This window comes from Marinicella marina, from assembly GCF_030065545.1.
GTDB lineage: Bacteria > Pseudomonadota > Gammaproteobacteria > Xanthomonadales > Marinicellaceae > Marinicella > Marinicella marina.
The window spans coordinates 337,121-355,103 of record NZ_JASJNC010000001.1 but is presented as its reverse complement, the minus strand read 5'-3'; the positions used below and the strand labels follow the sequence as shown (position 1 = coordinate 355,103).

The 17,983-nt window shown below is 44.8% G+C and carries 18 protein-coding genes; 3 read left to right on the top strand and 15 right to left on the bottom strand.

Annotated elements, in window-relative coordinates:
• Position 1 precedes the first annotated feature (1 nt).
• The 3 genes from QNI24_RS01640 to QNI24_RS01630 form a co-directional block, all read right to left on the bottom strand.
• A complete protein-coding gene (locus tag QNI24_RS01640; protein ID WP_283708464.1) occupies positions 2–1,522 on the bottom strand; it encodes a B12-binding domain-containing radical SAM protein in 1,521 nt (506 codons plus the stop codon).
• The gene (locus QNI24_RS01635; protein WP_267175671.1) at positions 1,519–2,349 is read right to left on the bottom strand and encodes an alpha/beta fold hydrolase; all 831 of its coding nucleotides are present in this window, start codon (positions 2,347–2,349) and stop codon (positions 1,519–1,521) included. The genes QNI24_RS01640 and QNI24_RS01635 overlap by 4 nt, the downstream gene beginning before the upstream one ends.
• Positions 2,350–2,473: 124 nt before the next feature.
• Entirely contained in the window at positions 2,474–2,899 is a 426-nt protein-coding gene (locus tag QNI24_RS01630; RefSeq protein ID WP_267175670.1) for a DUF1801 domain-containing protein, read from the bottom strand.
• Positions 2,900–3,180: 281 nt separating this feature from the next.
• Here QNI24_RS01630 and bfr (QNI24_RS01625) point away from each other — a divergent pair, with 281 nt between their 5' ends.
• Together bfr (QNI24_RS01625) and bfr (QNI24_RS01620) are read left to right on the top strand one after the other, a co-directional pair.
• Complete coding sequence (gene bfr / locus QNI24_RS01625; RefSeq protein ID WP_267175669.1) at positions 3,181–3,657, top strand: bacterioferritin; 477 nt, start codon at positions 3,181–3,183, stop codon at positions 3,655–3,657.
• Positions 3,654–4,121, top strand: a complete 468-nt coding sequence (gene bfr, locus QNI24_RS01620; RefSeq protein WP_267175668.1) for a bacterioferritin — start codon at positions 3,654–3,656, stop codon at positions 4,119–4,121. The genes bfr (QNI24_RS01625) and bfr (QNI24_RS01620) overlap by 4 nt, the downstream gene beginning before the upstream one ends.
• 47 nt (positions 4,122–4,168) lie before the next feature.
• On the opposite strand, the gene QNI24_RS01615 is transcribed toward bfr (QNI24_RS01620), so the two are convergent.
• A complete protein-coding gene (locus tag QNI24_RS01615) occupies positions 4,169–4,537 on the bottom strand; it encodes a hypothetical protein (RefSeq protein WP_283708463.1) in 369 nt (122 codons plus the stop codon).
• 360 nt (positions 4,538–4,897) lie between these two features.
• Here QNI24_RS01615 and QNI24_RS01610 point away from each other — a divergent pair, with 360 nt between their 5' ends.
• Entirely contained in the window at positions 4,898–6,682 is a 1,785-nt protein-coding gene (locus QNI24_RS01610; RefSeq protein WP_267175666.1) for an ABC transporter transmembrane domain-containing protein, read from the top strand.
• Here QNI24_RS01610 and QNI24_RS01605 read toward each other — a convergent pair.
• The 11 genes from QNI24_RS01605 to ruvC all read right to left on the bottom strand — a co-directional run bounded on the left by QNI24_RS01605 (position 6,666) and on the right by ruvC (position 17,915).
• A complete protein-coding gene (locus QNI24_RS01605) occupies positions 6,666–11,168 on the bottom strand; it encodes an EAL domain-containing protein (RefSeq protein WP_267175665.1) in 4,503 nt (1,500 codons plus the stop codon). The genes QNI24_RS01610 and QNI24_RS01605 overlap by 17 nt on opposite strands.
• A 90-nt stretch (positions 11,169–11,258) precedes the next feature.
• Positions 11,259–11,684, bottom strand: a complete 426-nt coding sequence (locus QNI24_RS01600) for an OsmC family protein (RefSeq protein WP_267175664.1) — start codon at positions 11,682–11,684, stop codon at positions 11,259–11,261.
• A gap of 43 nt (positions 11,685–11,727) precedes the next feature.
• The gene (locus tag QNI24_RS01595) at positions 11,728–12,036 is read right to left on the bottom strand and encodes a hypothetical protein (RefSeq protein WP_267175663.1); all 309 of its coding nucleotides are present in this window, start codon (positions 12,034–12,036) and stop codon (positions 11,728–11,730) included.
• A 122-nt stretch (positions 12,037–12,158) separates the two neighbouring features.
• Positions 12,159–13,454, bottom strand: a complete 1,296-nt coding sequence (gene tolB / locus QNI24_RS01590; RefSeq protein WP_267175662.1) for a Tol-Pal system beta propeller repeat protein TolB — start codon at positions 13,452–13,454, stop codon at positions 12,159–12,161.
• Between the two features lie 3 nt (positions 13,455–13,457).
• Positions 13,458–14,270, bottom strand: a complete 813-nt coding sequence (locus QNI24_RS01585; protein WP_267175661.1) for an energy transducer TonB — start codon at positions 14,268–14,270, stop codon at positions 13,458–13,460.
• 6 nt (positions 14,271–14,276) lie between these two features.
• A complete protein-coding gene (locus QNI24_RS01580) occupies positions 14,277–14,690 on the bottom strand; it encodes an ExbD/TolR family protein (protein WP_267175660.1) in 414 nt (137 codons plus the stop codon).
• A 4-nt stretch (positions 14,691–14,694) separates the two neighbouring features.
• Positions 14,695–15,321, bottom strand: a complete 627-nt coding sequence (gene tolQ / locus QNI24_RS01575) for a protein TolQ (RefSeq protein ID WP_267175659.1) — start codon at positions 15,319–15,321, stop codon at positions 14,695–14,697.
• 32 nt (positions 15,322–15,353) lie between these two features.
• Positions 15,354–15,752, bottom strand: a complete 399-nt coding sequence (gene ybgC, locus QNI24_RS01570; RefSeq protein WP_267175658.1) for a tol-pal system-associated acyl-CoA thioesterase — start codon at positions 15,750–15,752, stop codon at positions 15,354–15,356.
• A 2-nt stretch (positions 15,753–15,754) separates the two neighbouring features.
• Positions 15,755–16,783 (bottom strand): Holliday junction branch migration DNA helicase RuvB, encoded by a 1,029-nt coding sequence (gene ruvB / locus QNI24_RS01565; RefSeq protein ID WP_410174827.1) that lies wholly within the window; start codon positions 16,781–16,783, stop codon positions 15,755–15,757.
• 17 nt (positions 16,784–16,800) lie between these two features.
• Positions 16,801–17,400, bottom strand: a complete 600-nt coding sequence (gene ruvA / locus QNI24_RS01560; protein ID WP_267175656.1) for a Holliday junction branch migration protein RuvA — start codon at positions 17,398–17,400, stop codon at positions 16,801–16,803.
• A complete protein-coding gene (ruvC, locus tag QNI24_RS01555; RefSeq protein WP_267175655.1) occupies positions 17,397–17,915 on the bottom strand; it encodes a crossover junction endodeoxyribonuclease RuvC in 519 nt (172 codons plus the stop codon). The genes ruvA and ruvC overlap by 4 nt, the downstream gene beginning before the upstream one ends.
• Positions 17,916–17,983 lie beyond the last annotated feature (68 nt).

The window sequence follows — 17,983 nt, the reverse complement described above, 5'->3', positions numbered from 1 at the left end:
CTTACTGCTGCAATGTATGTCGTGTTTGGCGCAGGTTTTTTTGGGGTTTTTTGGTTGTTGTTTCAAGTGCTAATAACTTTTTAAGTTGGCCCTTCTCACCGTTAAGTTCATAATCCTTCTGCAATGCTCGCAATAAACTGTGTTGATCGATTTGAAACAATTGCGTTGCCATTTTATAAATTAACTTGAACTGACGGCGCAAAGCAATTTTCCAGGTACTTTGTTCTTGCTCAAAAAGGCTGTCTGAAAACAACATGAATCGAGCAAATGGTTGCTCGCCCATCAACAGCGATAAGGTGTTTTTGAAACGACCCTGATTACCAAAAATATCCCAATAACGAGCAAATCTTCCCACCCTTTGAAGTTCCTCAAAACTGATGTCTTTGGTTTGCAGTACGGTGTAAGGCGGTGCAGGTGAATACTTCATATGATGGTCCTGGGTGTGGCGGTTAATTGGTGCACCACGCAGGCGTTTTAAAATACCCAACTGAATTTCCTGTGGGCCCAATTGATAAAGCTGATCAAAGCTTTCTGCAAAACCCGTTAACGTGTCTCCGGGTAAACCAAAGATCAAATCAGCATGAATGTGGGCTTGGGTTTCTGTTCGCAACCACTTGAGGTTGGCTTTGGTTTGTTGATTGTCTTGACGCCGAGAAATTAAGCTTTGCACCTCTGGATCAAACGTTTGCACCCCCACTTCAAATTGTAGGGCGTTCGCTGGAAACTGTACCAACAAAGCTTTCAGTGCATTTGGTAGGCGATCGGGAATCACTTCAAAATGCACCATCAGCCCATCGCTGTTACTGGTGTCCATTCGATCTAAAAAGAACTGCAGGATGGTGGTTGAGTGTGCTATTTTTAAATTAAATGTGCGGTCAATGAATTTGAAGTTTCGTGCACCCTTTTGGTACAAACGGTCCATCTCAACCAAGAACCGATCTAAGGTAAATGTTTTCGAGGTTTTATCCAAAGAGGACAAACAAAACTCACACTTAAACGGACACCCTCTGGACGCCTCGACATAAATGATGCGGTTGCGAATGTCTTCCTCATCATAATACTGATAGGGCATGACCAATTCTTCCAGCGCTTGGGGCACTCCGTTGATGACTCTTTGCGCCGGCGCTTGATGGTTTAAAAGCTGTTCGCACAACGCTTTAAAACTGCTCTCACCTGGCCCTTTGATCACATAATCAGCATCTGCCACCACATCTGGTTGGTCCGGAATGTGGCTAACCTCAGGGCCACCCAGAACCACCATAACTGCTGGCCTGATGGTTTTTAGCAGTTTAATCACCGCAGTGGTTTCTTCTACATTCCAGATATAAACACTGAATCCTATGATTTTAGGCTTTAATTTGAGCAGTTTTTCAGCCACATCAATGGCCCGGTCATGGATGGTAAATTCCTTGATACTGGTGCGTTGTTGTAACTCACCCAGATTGGCATACAGGTAACGCAAGCTGAAAGATGAATGGATATAACGGCTATTCAGTGTGGTCAACACCACCTCACTGGTCACAGGTGTTGCTCCACAAAAGGCATCATGGCTGTAATCACCTCTTCAGGATTTTCCAATGGTAACAAGTGGCCATTATTTGGAAAGTCAAGCAATTGATGGTTGGGGTTTTGTTGCCATTGTTGCCAAAAGCGCAAATCAATGGTGTCAGTATGAGAGCCACGCATGCCCAGCACTGGCAATTGGCTGGTTTTAAGTTGACCACGAAAGTAAGTGGCGGTGGCATACACCCTAGCCTCCCACTCTCTGGGGTAACTCAAATGAAATTCACCTGCTCGTTCGCTGACACCGGCATTGATGTAATGCATGAGATTTTCATCATTGATGCGTTTGAAAGCGCGGGGTTTGCGATGAAAATCAAACGCAGCTTGTTTACTCTCAAAGCGATTGGGGCGGCGCAAAGCTTTTTCAATGATGCTGACCCGCTTCTTCACCGTGCGGGGAAAAACCCGCGTCAACCAACAAAAAAACCAAGGCAGACAAACCGGTTCAATCATCACCAGTGCTTTGATCAAATCCGGTCTTTTTTGCGCTGCCATAAACGCCGTTACCGAACCCAAGGAGTGACCCACGGCCACCACATTTTTCAGCTTGTTCTGATCAAAAAAAGCAATCACATCATCTGCCAACTGATGCCAAGAATGGAGCGTTTCTGGTTCTGGTGTTGGCTGCCAAAGCGGTCTTTGTAAATAGGAAACCACTTGTCTTTTACTGCTTAAGGCATCAATGATCGGTTGGTAACTGTCCGGTGGGTAGGCATTGGCATGGGCAAAATAAACCGGCATCTGATCAGTGGCTTCGCCCCAAGTTTTATAAGGAAACGGCTTCATGAGTATTCCATCAATGATTTTTAACGATTAGGCTGTGGATTTGGCTGTTTATTTTAAACCAACTTTTGCTTGCCCATTGGCTTAATCTGACATCGCTTACATAACACCCATACCAATTATCAAGCTAAACATCATCAGGGTATTTTTCTGCCATCACCACCAAAGCTGCCTTGATAAGCTTTTCTAATACCTCTTGCTTCACATCTTTCAGGTGGTTGATATAAAGACAAGACTTGCCGGTTTTGTGCTTACCCAGCTGTGCCAGTAATTCGGCATGTTGTTCAAGACCCGCCGTGATGTATAGCGATAAATTGGCCTTGCGCGGTGAAAAGCCAATGCGCATAAAATCACCTTCCCGGCCAGAGTCATATTTGTAGTGGTACTGACCAAAACCAATGATGCTCGGCCCCCACATTTTGGCTTGGTAACCAGATAAACGCTCCATCATCTCCAACAAAGCAAAAGCGTCTTGGCGTTTTTGTTCTGGGGTGACGGCGGTTATGAATTTAATCACACTGGCATCGGTTGGTTGGGTTTTGTTTGCTGCCATGGAATTGCTCAGGTTGAATAGTCATTATTATGACACAGCTTAACCTTCAATGAAGGTTTTGCTTGTGACCTGTTCATTGGTGTTTATACGCTATGATGCCTACCTCGGGACCGTCGTTATCCGCATGTTTTGGTTTGGGGGCACACCAACCAGCTTTTGTTCATAAGCGCAATGCTAATGAAACTGATTCTTGTTACTGTTTAAGTTCCTGATTTTTAACGTTTTTTTGACATTGGTCAAGATACTCTATAAAATGCTGATTTTATTAAAACATAAAACCTATGAGCCTAGATTCAAATACCCACAAGACCCTTAACCAGGTATTGACCAGCAAGCTGACCTCAATCAACCAGTTTTTCCTGCATGCGCGGATGGCCAAAGACTGGGGATTGGACGCCTTAGACGCCACTTTTTATAAAAAATCAATCAAAGACATGAAACATGCCGATGATTTAATGGAACGGATTTTCATGTTGGGCGGCCTGCCCAACTTGCAGAAACTTGATCGCCTACATATTGGTGAAAATGCACCTGAAATGTTGACTTGTAATGAAACTTTTCTCAATGGTCAGCATGCAGTCATTAAAGCAGCCATTGCTGAATGTGAGTCTGAACAAGACTACGTCAGCCGCGACTTATTAAGTCAGGTTCTGGAATACGAAGAAGACATCATAGATTGGCACGAAACCCAACAAAGCCTCATCAAAGATGTGGGCCTACAAAACTACCTACAATCGCAAACTGGAGCAACAAAATGAAAGGCAATCAAGACATCATCGACGCATTGAACGACTTACTGGTATATGAATTAACCGCCATGGACCAATACTTTGTGCACTCCAGAATGTATGAAGACATGGGGCTGACCAAGCTTTATGAACGCATTGATCACGAGTTTGATGATGAAAAAGCCCATGCCGCGGTGCTCATTGAGCGCATTTTATTCTTAGAGGGTAAACCTGACCTGACTCAACGCGACGCTTTGAATATTGGCGATACTGTGCCGGCAATGTTGCAGAGCGACTTGAACATAGAATACGGCGTACAAAAAGCCTTAAAAAAAGCCATGGCCCTGTGTGAAAAAGAACAAGACTTTGTAACTCGCGATCAATTGTTGGTGTTGCTTGATGACACCGAGACAGATCATGCTTACTGGTTGGAAAAACAACTGAAATTAATTAAGTTGACTGGTTTGGAGAACTATTTACAATCTCAGATGTGAGGCCACCAACACGGTTGTTAATGCACCTTACCCAACTTTAAAATGTGCTAAGGTGCATTCAAAACCAAATAATGAACGAAAGCATTATATACGGCAAAAGCCGCCAATTGGTAGAAGTGAAAAGACTTCAGACCTACTAGCAAAGTGGCCACTTTGGGGTTTTTGGGGTTCACAAAAACAGGCGCAACCGGTTTTAAACGGGTGACCTCTAAGTAGGGTTTAAGCACCAAACCTTCCAAAGTCGAATGTGCAAAACCAAAAGCAATCCGTTTGCTTTTATAGGTTATGTTTTTGTACTTATAGTGGTATCTTACCAAAGCATGAAACCACTCCTCTTCATCGTCCTTGGAGACATAAAAATCATCTTCATCAATATATCCTGCCACCAAATCCCAATCTCTGGCACGATATGACATCAGCATGCTGTAACACGCATGAAGCAAGCACAACACACCAAAGCCGATCAAAATAAACTCAATCAATTCATCCATGGGTATATTTTAACCCAACCCACATTAACGGCCGCACTCAAAGCTTGATCATTCAATCAAATCATTACATGATAAAATACAACCTAAGGTCAACCCCAATAACCAAAGCGCTGCATCAATGAATGGCCTTATTGGAGGGTTAACATATACGCTTGGCGAACAACTGAATGTGACATCAGGCACATAGAAAACCAGCCCAAAGCCCTCATGATAAAGAACTGAGGAGGCCGAGGAATATGCATATTTAAATCGCCTGGTTCAACCTTAACAACAGGAAACAGCTTGATGGATTCAAAAACAACCACAGAAAAAGATACTGAGCAAAAGGCCTCTCTCAATCACTTGCGACTGATTGGGCCACTGGTGGTGCCTTATAAGAAACACATCCTTTTGGCTTTGTTGTTGTTGGTATTGGGTGCGGCGGCAAATTTAGCCATTCCAGTGACCTTTAAACTGATGATTGATTTGGGTTTTGCAGCCGAAAACCAAGACACTTTGTCTTATTATTTCTTGCTGGTTTTTGTGGTTTCATCGCTGATGATTTTGTTCACATCCTTGCGCTATTATTGGGTTTCATGGATTGGCCAACGGGTGGTGACAGACTTGCGTAAAAAGGTCTACGGCCAAGTCATGACACAGTCTCAGGAATTTTTTGAGAAAACCAAAACCGGTGAAATCCTCTCTCGCATCAACACCGATACCACATTGGTTGAAACTGTGGTCGGCAGTACTTTTTCTATTGCTTTGCGCAGTGCCGTTACTTTTTTAGGCGCCCTCATCATGATGGTGGTCTCCAGCCCTAAACTGGCTATGTATATGGGTTTTTTGATTCCCTTGGTGGTGATACCCATCGTGCTTACTGGCCGGAAAATTCAGCAGTTATCAAAAGCCGAACAAGACCGCATTGCCGATTCGTCGGCACTGGCCACAGAAACCATCAACGCCATGCACACGGTTCAGTCCTATGCTCAAGAGGCAAACGAAAATCACAAGTTTGTTAAAGCCATCAACAACGCCTTCAAGGCCGCTGTGGCATCGATACGCATGACCACCATCATGTCCCTGTTGGTTGGGTTTGTGATCTTTGGAGGCATAGTTTTTGTATTGTGGTTGGGTGCCAAAGACGTCATCAATGGCGTCATGACAGCCGGCACTTTAAGTCAGTTTGTGATGTATGCCATCATGGCAGCGACATCTGTGGGAGCACTGTCAACCGTTTGGAGCGAGTTGAAAAAAGCCGCAGGTGCGCTGGAACGCATCATCGAACTGATGAATACCGAGTCAACCATCAAAAACCCCTTGAAGCCTGAACCGATTAAAAACCCCGTTTTAGGTAACATCGGCATTACTGGGTTGCATTTTGCTTACCCCAGCAGGCTCGACTTGAATGTGCTCAAAGACATTTCTTTTGAAGTGGTTCCTGGACAAACCGTGGCCTTGGTTGGTCCCTCTGGTTCTGGTAAATCCACTTTGTTTCAGTTGTTGATGCGGTTTTATGAACCCCAAAGTGGCAGCATAAAGTTAGATGGCACGGACATCAAAAACCTGGATTTAGATCAGCTGCGTTCACAGTTTTCTTTGGTCGCCCAAGATGTGACTATTTTTTCAACCAGTGCCAGAGAAAACATTGCTTACGGTAACCCAATGGCCTCTGATGAGGCAGTGGTAGCGGCAGCCCAATTGGCTCACGCCGATGAATTCATCAGCCAATTGGAAAAAGGCTATGATACGTATTTAGGTGAACGCGGTGTGCGGCTCTCTGGTGGTCAAGCCCAACGCCTGTCTATCGCGCGTGCGGTATTGACTGATCCTCCGGTGTTGTTGTTGGATGAGGCCACCAGTGCATTGGATGCCAGCAGCGAAAAATTGGTTCAAGATGCCCTAAACAGCATCATGAAAAACCGCACCACACTGGTCATCGCACACCGTTTAGCCACCATTCGCAAGGCCGACCAAATCATTGTAATGGATCAGGGCCAGATTGTGGCTAAGGGCAAGCACGAACAGTTGATTCGAAACAACGACTTGTATGCAGAGCTGGCTAAGTTACAATTCAGCCCTGAGGAATGAGGTTTTTTTCGCCTTCTAACAAGGCCATAACAGCCTCAGCAGCAACTGGTTCAGCAAATAAAAAGCCTTGTTGGTGACTTGCACCCAATCGCGACAGCTCTTGGTGTTGAATGACCGTCTCAACGCCCTCTGCCACCACCGTAAAGCCCAGCCCGGAACACATTTGAATGATGCCTTGGGTGATGGCCCAGTTGCGCTCATCTTTACCCAGGCTTTTAACAAAACTCTTATCAACTTTTACACCATCCATAGATAACTCATGGATGTAGGACAAAGAGGAATAACCTGTACCAAAATCATCTAAGAACAGGCGATGACCTAAGGCTCGAAGTTGTTTGATGGTTTCCATCGCTGCTGCCTTATTTTCTAACAACGTTGATTCAGTCAATTCAATGTTGACGTGTTTGGCACTGATGGCTGATTGTGCCATGGTGGTTTTGATGTCTTCGACAAACCCCGGATCCTCAAAGTGTTTGGCTGAGATGTTGAGATTAATTGATAAATCAGGATTGTGTGCCAACCAAGGTTTTAAATCATCCAAGCCTTGTCTCAGGGCCTTGAGTGTCATCGCCCCCAACAACCCAATGTCCTCTGACTCTTTGATGAATTTACCCGGCAACAATATGTTCTGGTCTTTTTTCCACCGCAACAAAATCTCCAAACTGACAACCCGATTGGATTTGACACCGATTATGGGTTGATAGTAATTGATAAAACGACCTTTGTCGTGGTCCTGTTTGATCATGTAGTCCAGTTTAAGTTTATTCTGTGCTTGGGTTTTCATCTTTGCTGAATAAAACTCAAAAGTACCACGCCCCTTGGCCTTGGCATGGTACATGGCCACATCAGCTGCCTGTAACAAGTTTTCTGCACTGTTGGCATCTGCTGGATATTTTGCAATGCCTATACTGGGCGATACTGCTACTGTGGTCAGCCCCAAATCAACTGGTCTAGAAATGCTGGATATGATTTCATTTGCCAAAGAATCTAATTGCTGTTCATTGCGGTCCTCTAAATCAATGAGTACCACAAATTCATCGCCACCAAATCTGGCCAATAAATCTGTTTCATCAATTTTTCTACTGATACGTTCACCCACCTTCAAAAGCAATTCATCGCCGCGGGCATGACCCAGGGAGTCATTGACTTGTTTGAATTTATCAAGGTCAACAAACATCATTGCCAATGGTTTGTGCTTGTCATTATCAGGGTCACAGCTTTGGTGCAGTTGTTCCATCAACAACGTGCGATTAGGCAGCCCGGTTAATTGATCGTATTTAGCCAGTTTTACCAATGCCTGTTCAGCTTCTTTGAGGGCCTTGATGCTGGTCAATGTGAGCAGAAATTTTTGTTCGTCTGACATGCCTTTAACTTCGCTGCAGCTGACCAACATGGGGGTTTTTACAGCTTTCACTTGCAGCGCTGTTTCGGTGCGGTAGTAATGTTTTTTTACCATGGCCTTTTGGACTTTTGACAAAGCCATGCTGCCACCCAGTTTTTCAAACAATGCGGTGATTTCTAACCCCGCAATGTCACCGATATCTCGTTCAAATTTATCTAAAAAAGCCTTATTGGCGGTTTCTACACGCCAGTCATTGGTGAGGATGATGACGGCATCATAAGCCTGTTGGAAAATTTCGCCATAAAGTGCGGCATTGTGTTCTTGGGCATACTGGTCGGTGATGTTGGTGAAGGTGCCGGTGACTTTGCTGATGCGACCGCCTTCAATTTGTCCGGTGGCAATGTCACTGAACCAAACCCAGTGACCTTGTTGGTCCCTCATGCGATAAATCATCCGAAATTGTGAGTCTTTCAGGTTGATAAATCGTTGCCACGTTTTGACGAACAGCGGCTGATCCTCTGGGTGAATTAAGCTGATGTGGTTCTCAAGCCCTGTCTTATAAGGTTGTCCAATGTAGCCCAACACATCATTGATCCGTGATTGTTCAATCTGATTATCTAACGCATGCCACTCCCAAACATGACTGTTGCTGCTTTGCAGTGCCAAAGATAATTTCCGTTCACTCTTCAGTGCGGTTTTATGCGCTTGTGCCAAGGCCATATAATGTTTCTTGCGGTAACGCAGCCATAAATACAGCATGGATCCCAGTAACAACAGGTAGATGGCTTTGGCCGTTGGTGTTTGCCACCAGGCATAAGCAATTGAAAAGCGCGTGATCAGAGGTGAACCTGAAACACCGTCCAACTCATGCGTTGCTGTGGTCGTAAGGGTGTAGTTTCCGGGTTTCAATTGAGGAAAAGTAATGCTGTTGTCCCTTTGTGGTGGAAAGCTTAAATCTTGTGCTCCACCTAATTCAAAGCGGAAAAATACGTTTTTATTTTTTTTAAAATTCAGTGTGGTGAAATAGAAGGTCAAACCCGTGTCGGTGTGGCTGAAGTTTAATTCGCTACCCAACACTTTTTCGGCCCCAGTGGTGCTCGATAAGGAACGACTTCCAGCTAAATAAGTCGTTAATTCAGGGGCTTGGTTATCTGTAAAGTTGCTGCCCTTAAAATGTATTAACCCCCTGCCGCTGCCATAAACCAACTGCTGACTGCGTAATTGTTTGCCATCAGCATAAACAAAATCATTGGTAAAAGTGCCTTCGTGAACCGTGTATTGGTTGATTGCATAACTGTCTTGTTTTATTTGGAACAGCCCAATACCGGAAGCAACCCAAATGGCTTGATTGGCGGGGTCGTTGGTCAGCGAATAATACTCTGAATTAGGTAAATTTTGTCCAGGAATGAATTGTTTGATAACCTGGTAATCGTTGGGGTCAAGTATAACGATGCCATGAGCACCTAAGGTCAACCACCAGTGTCCTTGATGATCTTCAACAAAGCTGTCAGCAGCCAAGGAATAGACTTCATTAACCCGACTGATTTCTTGGTACTTTGTTACAGCAGTCACCGACTGTTTGCTCTCGTCCATCAACAACAGATTGTCAGGACAACTAAAGAACAACCTTCCTGCAGGTCCTTTGAACGTGTCACAGTCCCAAGCCAGATTTGATATTTCTGTCAACCAATCTACTTTATTTAGTTCAGCTTTTTCCGGGTTGTATTTAAATACCCCTTCCTCTGTGAACCACCAAATATTGGCCTCATTATCAATTTCTGCGCCCCAAGCATAGGCATTTATATCATGCTCTGAATTAACTTGGTATTTTGGATAAGAAAATGTTCCACTGTCAGGATTAAAGACCCGAATCCCTTTCGATGTGAAGGTGTAAATCAAACCGTTGGGGTGGGCCACCAAGTCCTCAACGATGTTGTCAGTGAAGTCTGTGCTTTTTTCATTCAGAAAGTTTTTTACTGCATAGCTGTTCATATCGACACGAGTTAAACCGCCCTCAGTGCCTACCCAAATTACATTCTCATTCGGGTCTTCAACGATGGACCAAACCACATTGTCAGCCATACCCTCAAGTTCAGAAATGTTATTAAATCCCGTTGTTTTTGGGTTCCACACAAACAAACCATCGGCCATAGAACCCAACCAAACATAGCCGCTTGGGTCTTTGTGTATGCGGGTCATTTTATCGCTGCTGATGTAATAAGGTGATTCTGATAGGCGAATCACTGGTTCAATCTCATGGTTTTTTTGTTTTAACATTAAACCGTCATTGGTTACCAAGTAATGGCCATGGGCTTCTTTCCAAATGTCCCATACATTCAAATCAGGATAAATCAATTGTGCTTTTTGTCGGTAGTCTTGAAAACCATTGTGGTGGGCCAAGAAGTCTATGGGATAACGATAAACACCCGCCACCGAAGCGAACCACAGAAAGTTGCTGTCTTTAAAAAACAACTTGATGTTCTCGCTGTCGGTGTATGAGTCATTTTCTGTGTGAATAATTTTAAAACTCTTTTTAAGCACCAAGTCCATTGCAAACATTCCTGCTGAAGTTCCAATAAGGATTTTATCTTGGTATTTAATAAATGACCTGATCAGGTGTCCTTCGATGCTTTCTGTCGGCAAAGTAAAAGCCACTTCGAGGGATTGGTTTTTTAAGTCATAGACCAATACGTGTTCACTCAGTCCAAGTAACAAGGTGCGTTCGTTAACCCAATACATCACATTGGGACTGAGGTATTGATATGGCGCTTTTTCTTCATATGGAATGATGAGTTCTGCAGCGGTGTTATCTGATGTTATCCTCCAGATACCTCGCTCCATAGTAGCCACCCAAAGAGATCCATCTGGGTGTTTAATGATCGAGCTGAGATAAGCATTTGATAAGGGGTGAGGGGGTTCAAATCCACGCACATCATAACCATCATAGCGATAAAGGCCGGCAGATGTGGCTACCCAGATAAAACCATTGTTATCAGATTCAATACCCCAAACGGTGCCGCCAAGCAGGCCATCCTCTATTGAAATTTGTTGAATCGCTTTGGCCGCTGCCAACTGGCTTACAAGAAACAGTAAGAATAAAGAAACCGTGATGGCGCTGGGACAACCCCTTTTTTGTCCGTACATACCCATCCAATGATTGTGCCATGTTTTGCTTGGAAAAACCAGCTAATACATAGCCCTGCCTTCAGTCAACAGGGGGTTTCAATAACTGACTTAGGCTTGTTGTTTCAGTTCATAACTGTGGGTGATGTTGACCGTCGCTTGTAACATGTGTGAAACCGAACAGTATTTTTCTGCTGACAGCTTGATGGCACGTGCTACCTGTTTTTCTGACAAGTCATGACCAGTGATCTCAAAGTGTAAATTGATATCAGTATAAATGCGCGGAATTTCCTCTCTGCGATTGGCCGACACTTTAACCTGAATGTCCTTAAAATCTTGTTTGGCCTTGCTCAGTATTAACTTAACATCAATGCCGGCACAGGCACTCAAACCCATCAATACCACTTCCATCGGCGACGGTCCCACTTTATCGCCATGCTTTTCTGTGGGCGAATCCATGACCAAGGTTTGATTGTCTTGGTTGGTACTGACAAAGGTGTAGTTATCTAACCAGCGTGTTTCTATCATTTGTTTCATCTTTCAGAGTTCCTTAAAGGTTTTAGTATTAATGGGTGCTTTATCAGTCACAAGATTTCGCGACCACATTGCATGCATCATCGCGATAATAGGTACAATCATTTTCATAAAAAGTGGCACTGCAACTGCCATAATCATCAAAGCCAGAACCACTGGGTGCCAGCGCGGCATCCAACAAATGTAACAACATCCATATCACCGCAACTACCGAGACCGTGATTCGAGTCTTTTTACTGAAGTGACTGCCTTGCCACAACAAATAAATACCAACTGGCGGTAGAAAAATCAGCAACAAAATAACCAACCACAATTTGGCTGAAGCCTGTTGAATAAAACCAATATCCTCTGACATGTTCACTCTCTTCGATCTTTTCCCGTGCTTCTAAATAGTTTTATTCAAAACAGTGATAAATTCAATAATAAATTTCAAACCACTTTTCTGTCAGCCGTTTCAATGGCCCAGTTACATTTTAACTATTTCAGCAAAGGCGACCAACTGGGCTCACGGACATCAACATTGGCTTGCACCAAGTCATTGGATGTGTGGGCATCAGTGGACACCGCCCTCAGCAACCCTTGGCCGGCACTGTTTTTAGTCGCATACAAAACCATGGCACCATTGGGGGCAAAGCTGGGGGTTTCATCCAGTGCGCCTTGACTCAGCAGCTGCAAAGTATTGGAAGGGCGGTGCAACAACGCAATTTGATAGCGGTTGTTGTTACCGTGCACCATGGCCAGGTATTTGCCATCAGGTGAAACACTGGCACGGGCATTGTAGTCACCTTGAAAAGTGATTCGCTTGACATTTTTATTGGCCAAGGTCACCTCATAGATTTGTGGCTTGCCACCGCGATCAGAGGTAAAAAACAAGGATTGACCATCAGGTGCCCATTCAGGTTCGGTATCAATACCCCAGTGATTGGTGATTTGGGTGAGTTGTTTGTTGAAGGTGTTGATGGTATAGATTTCTGGGTTGCCAGATTTTGACAACGTAATGGCCAGGCGTTGTCCATTTGGTGAGAATTTTGGCGCGCCGTTGATGCCTTTGAAGTTGGTCATCAAGGTTCTTGCACCGGTACTGAGGTCTTGTAAATAAATCGCCGAATTTCCTTGTTCAAACGAGACATAAGCCAGTTTCTTACCATCAGGAGACCAAGTGGGTGACAGCAGTGGTTCTTTAGAAGTCACTAAGGATTGAGGTGCATAACCATCGGCATCTGCGACAATAAGCTGGTATTTATAGTCCGCACCGATTTTCTCTGCTGTGACATAGGCAAGTTTGGTTGAAAACACACCAGGTACACCAATGATTTCCTCATAAATTCGGTCAGCGATATAATGTGCGCCAGCGCGGGCTTGGGTTCTACTCAGTGGCAAAGTTAAGGCCAGCAGTTGTTTTTGTTCGGCCACCGAAGACAACCGAAACCGCACTTCAATGCGGTTGGCATCAACATAACTGATATCACCATAGGACAAATAATCAGCTCCCAACAGACGCCAGGTGCCAAAGTTAATGTCATCGCCTGATCGTGGCTGATCCACAAGCAACTCTTTATCTAATGCTTTGAACTGACCAGAGCTGGCCAAATCATTGCGAATAATCTCGGCCATATCATGCGCCAGGGGATCGCCATTGTTAACAAAATCAGCCACAGCTATGGGCAACGCCGATTCGTTGCCATCCTGGATAACGATGTTCAATTGAGCATGAGAAGTGTGGTTAAAAATAAATCCTGTGATCAACAGGCTCAAAAGCATGAGGCGTTGCATAAATCAGTCTCCTAGGTATTGGAATGTAAAAGTCAAACGCCGCTCAAAAACATCTTCGAACCCTTTATAAGGCAGTGGGTCCGCTTTTTTGACGGCGTTTATGATTGAATTTCTTGCCACAGCACTGGCGTTACAAGGGGTACCAATTGATACATCTATCACTCCACCGCCGGGTATTTGGTTCACTTTGATTTGACACTGTAATCCAGCTGGGGTTCCCGTGGGTCGGGTCCAAGCCCGTGTCACTGCTGCTTGAATGGCTGCCGAATACAGCGTCAACTTGGTGCGACGCACGTCTTCACTGCCATTTTCCACGCCCACTGGCGGGGTGGCATCTTCGGCCACTGGCTGATCAGCACTGCTGTTGGTTTTTACTTCTGGTTGTTTGTTGGCTTGTTCTTCAGCGGCCTGGCGTTTGCGTCTGATTTCTTCTAAACGTTTTTGTCGTTCGGTTTTTTCTTGTCTTTTTACTGGGTCCACTTTGGGCTTAATGACTGGCTTTTCGACCGGCTTGGGTTCTGGCTTGGGTTCTACCTTTGGTGGTTCAGGCTTGGTTTGTTGGATTTGAGGCTCTGGTTTGGTTTCGGGTTTAGGCGGTTCTGGGTCAGGTTTTTTGGGTGTGGGGCTGGGTTTATTCTGGCTGTTTAAAAACTTATCCAGGTCCATGATTTCTGCTTGAATTGCGACTCCTTTGGGTGGTTTAATCACTGGGCCTTGGCCACTGGCAAATACCAGTAACAAGACCAGCGCCACATGCAGACCCACTGAGTACAACAGGCCTTGTGTCTGCTCGGAATCGAAACTCAAGACGGCCATGTCGATTTATTCCGGCTTGATGGGGTCACTGATCAAACCCACTTTTTTGGCCCCGGCTTGTTGCACAATGGCCATCGCCTGATAAACCGTACCATAACTGACCGATTCATCGGCTCCAATCATGATCGGCACTTCATCATTGACCTTAATAAAAGCACTGAGTTTCTTTCTCAGACTTTCTGCGTCTATCAACTCATACTCACCACCAATACTGAGGTACAAGTCGCCATTGGCAGTGACATTAACCACCGCAGGTTCGGTTTCAATGGTGATGGTGTTGGCATCTGATTCTGGCAGATTAACATCAACACCCAAGTTCATCAGTGGCGTGGTGATCATAAAAATAATCAACAACACCAAAGTCACATCAATGTAGGGAACCACATTAATTTCTGCTTTGACCTTTCTGGGACGCCTCATTTGATTAACCTATTTGGCGGTGCAATATGGCTGAAAATTCTTCTTTAAAAGCATCGTATTGAGCATAGATGCGCTCCACTTTGTCACTGAATTTATTATAAAAAATAACCGCAGGAATGGCGGCAAATAAACCCATAGCTGTGGCAATCAATGCCTCAGATATACCAGGAGCAACCAAAGCGATGGTGGCTTGGGTCACATCAGATAAAGCATGAAAGGCCAGCATGATACCCACCACCGTACCAAACAGTCCAATGTAGGGGCTGGTTGAGCCAATGGTGGCTAAAGTAGGTAGGTTGCTTTCTAATTTTTCAATTTCGCGGTTCAAGGCCACCCTCATCGCACGGTCAGAGCCTTCGATTGATCGAATGCCCCCAGCGTTTGTTTGTTTGCGCTTGAACTCTTTGAAACCCGCTTCAAATATGCGTGCTGAACCCGTGTTCTTTTGTCCAGAAAGTTTGGTGTATAACTGGTTGAGGTCAACCCCAGACCAAAAGTGCTCCTCAAATTTTTTCGCTTTGTTCATGGCATTGGCTAAAATTCGACCCTTTGAAAATATGATCACCCATGACCACACCGATGCCAAAATCAAAATAACCATCACTGCTTTTACTGGCAGTGATGAGCTCATGATGATTTCATAATAAAATTGTCCGCTGTCGTTCAAAACAATAACTCCTCTAAATACTGGGTTGGGAAACGCATCGGTTTGAATTTTTCGGCATTCAAACTAACAATCTGTACCTGGGCCTTTGCCACCAAGGTTTCGCCGACGTGCATTTCTTGTTGTACTTGCATGCTGACCTTGCTGTGACTGATGACTTCGGTTGTAACGGTTAATAAATCATCCAGTCGAGCTGGCAGCACATAATCTATGTTCATGTTGCGAATTGCCAAGATAACATTGGCCTCCTCGCGCATGATACTTTGTTGTAAACCTTTCGAACGCAACCATTCAGTCCGCGTGCGTTCAAAAAAGTTCAAATAATTGGCGTGATAAACCACACCGCCAGCATCCGTGTCCTCGTAATAAACTCGAAATTGATGGCTGTATTTACTCATTTTTAATCAAATAAATCTTCGTTGAACTTGTTTTTGGGTGGGCTGATTCCCATGGTCTGCCAAGTTTTGGCTGTAGCAATGCGGCCACGCGCGGTACGAGCAATCAAACCTTGTTGGATCAAATAAGGTTCAATCACATCTTCCACCGTGCCACGTTCTTCTGATAAGGCCGCAGCCAGTGAGTTGATACCTACTGGACCACCTTCAAATTGCTGGGTAATGATTTCCAACAATTTTCTGTCCATTTCATCCAATCCTTTGTGGTCAACTTGCAACATGTTCATGGCGGCCGATGCAATGGCTTCAGTTATTACCCCATCGCCTTTAACTTCAGCAAAATCACGTACCCGTCGCAACAACCTGTTGGCGATACGCGGTGTGCCACGAGAACGCCTGGCCACTTCCACACAACCCGCTTCGTCGGCTTCGATATTTAAAATGTCCGCTGAGCGCGCGACAATTTGGGTTAAATCTTGGGTCTCATAAAACTTCAGTCGCTGTACGATGCCAAAACGATCTCGCAATGGCGAGGTTAACAAGCCCGCACGAGTGGTCGCACCAACCAAGGTGAAGGGCGGTAGGTCCAATTTGATTGAACGGGCAGCAGGACCTTCGCCAATCATGATGTCAATTTGGAAATCCTCCATCGCAGGATATAATACTTCTTCGACTACCGGCGATAATCGGTGAATTTCGTCGATAAATAGCACATCGTGCGGCTGTAAGTTGGTCAATAATGCGGCCAAGTCCCCTGCTTTTTCTAACACGGGTCCAGATGTTTGGCGCATTTGTACGCCCATTTCGTTGGCTATCACATGTGCCATAGTGGTTTTACCCAAACCAGGAGGCCCAAATATCAACACATGATCCAGTGACTCTTGGCGTTTTTTGGCTGCTTGTATAAACAGTGCCATCTGTTCTTTGACTTCCTTCTGGCCCAAGTACTCTTGTAAGGTTTGTGGTCTGATGCTGGCTTCAATGATTTTTTCTTGCGAGCTGCTGGGTAAGCCTGCCATCAAACGGTCGTCCATTTCAAATGAGTTGTCCATCAGCCGGCACCTTTAGCTTGTAGACACAGGCGAATGATTTCCTCAGCGCTCATGTCATCCTTAGCCACTTGTTTTACCATTTGAACCGCTTCTGTGGGTTTGAACCCAAGTGCTTGTAATGCAGATTCTGCCTCAGCCAGGATGCCAAAACGACTGGCTTGTGGCTGGTTTGGATCGCCAGCATCCATGCTGGAAACATCAACTTTGTCCTTCATTTCAATGATCAACCTTTGGGCGGTTTTCTTACCTATACCGGGTACTTTTACAATCGCCGTGACGTTTTGTTCTTGTATCACTTGCGCAAACTCCGCAGAACTCATGGTAGACAGTATAGCCAGTGCCGATTTGGCTCCGATGCCATTGACCTTTAATAAAGTTCTGAATAAGTCTCGTTGTGCAAAACTTCGAAAACCATACAAGATGGAGGCATCTTCACGCACCAAATGATGAATCACCAAGGTCATCTGGTGATTGATTTCAGGCAACTCAAAGAACACGCTGGTTGGCACTTCAACTTCGTACCCAACACCACTCACATCGACAATTAAATGTGCCGGCGGGTCAACGTGAACCAATGTGCCTTGTAATCTACCTATCACTTAAAATTTCTCCAGTTACTGGTGTTGTTAGCCACCAAGCGGTGTTGCGCCCAGCGGTTGTTGGCATGACAAATGGCCACCGCCAAACCGTCAGCAGCATCATTTTGTACTTTGTTGGTTAGGTTCAACAAAAGTTTCACCATGTATTGTACCTGAGCTTTTTCAGCGCCACCCTTGCCCACCACAGCTTGTTTGATGGCTTTCGGTGCGTATTCATGAACCGTGATGTCATTCACCACCGTGGCACAAATGGCTGCGCCCCTGGCTTGTCCCAGTTTGATGGCGGCATTGGCGTTTTTTGCCATAAATACTGTTTCAATGGCCATTTCATTGGGCTGATATTGTTTGATTAACTCGTTCACCGCCACAAAGATGGTTTTCAGGCGATCTGGAAAATCACCGTCACCACATTTCACTGTTTCATGGTGAACATGTTGTATCGATTGTTTGTGGGTATCTATAATCCCAACGCCAGTAAAGCGCGAACCAGGATCAATGCCAATGATGCGATGCATAAGTATTATGTTATCAGACTAACCCTTTATTTTATGTTATTGGTTTCTTGGTTTGTTAAAATATTAGC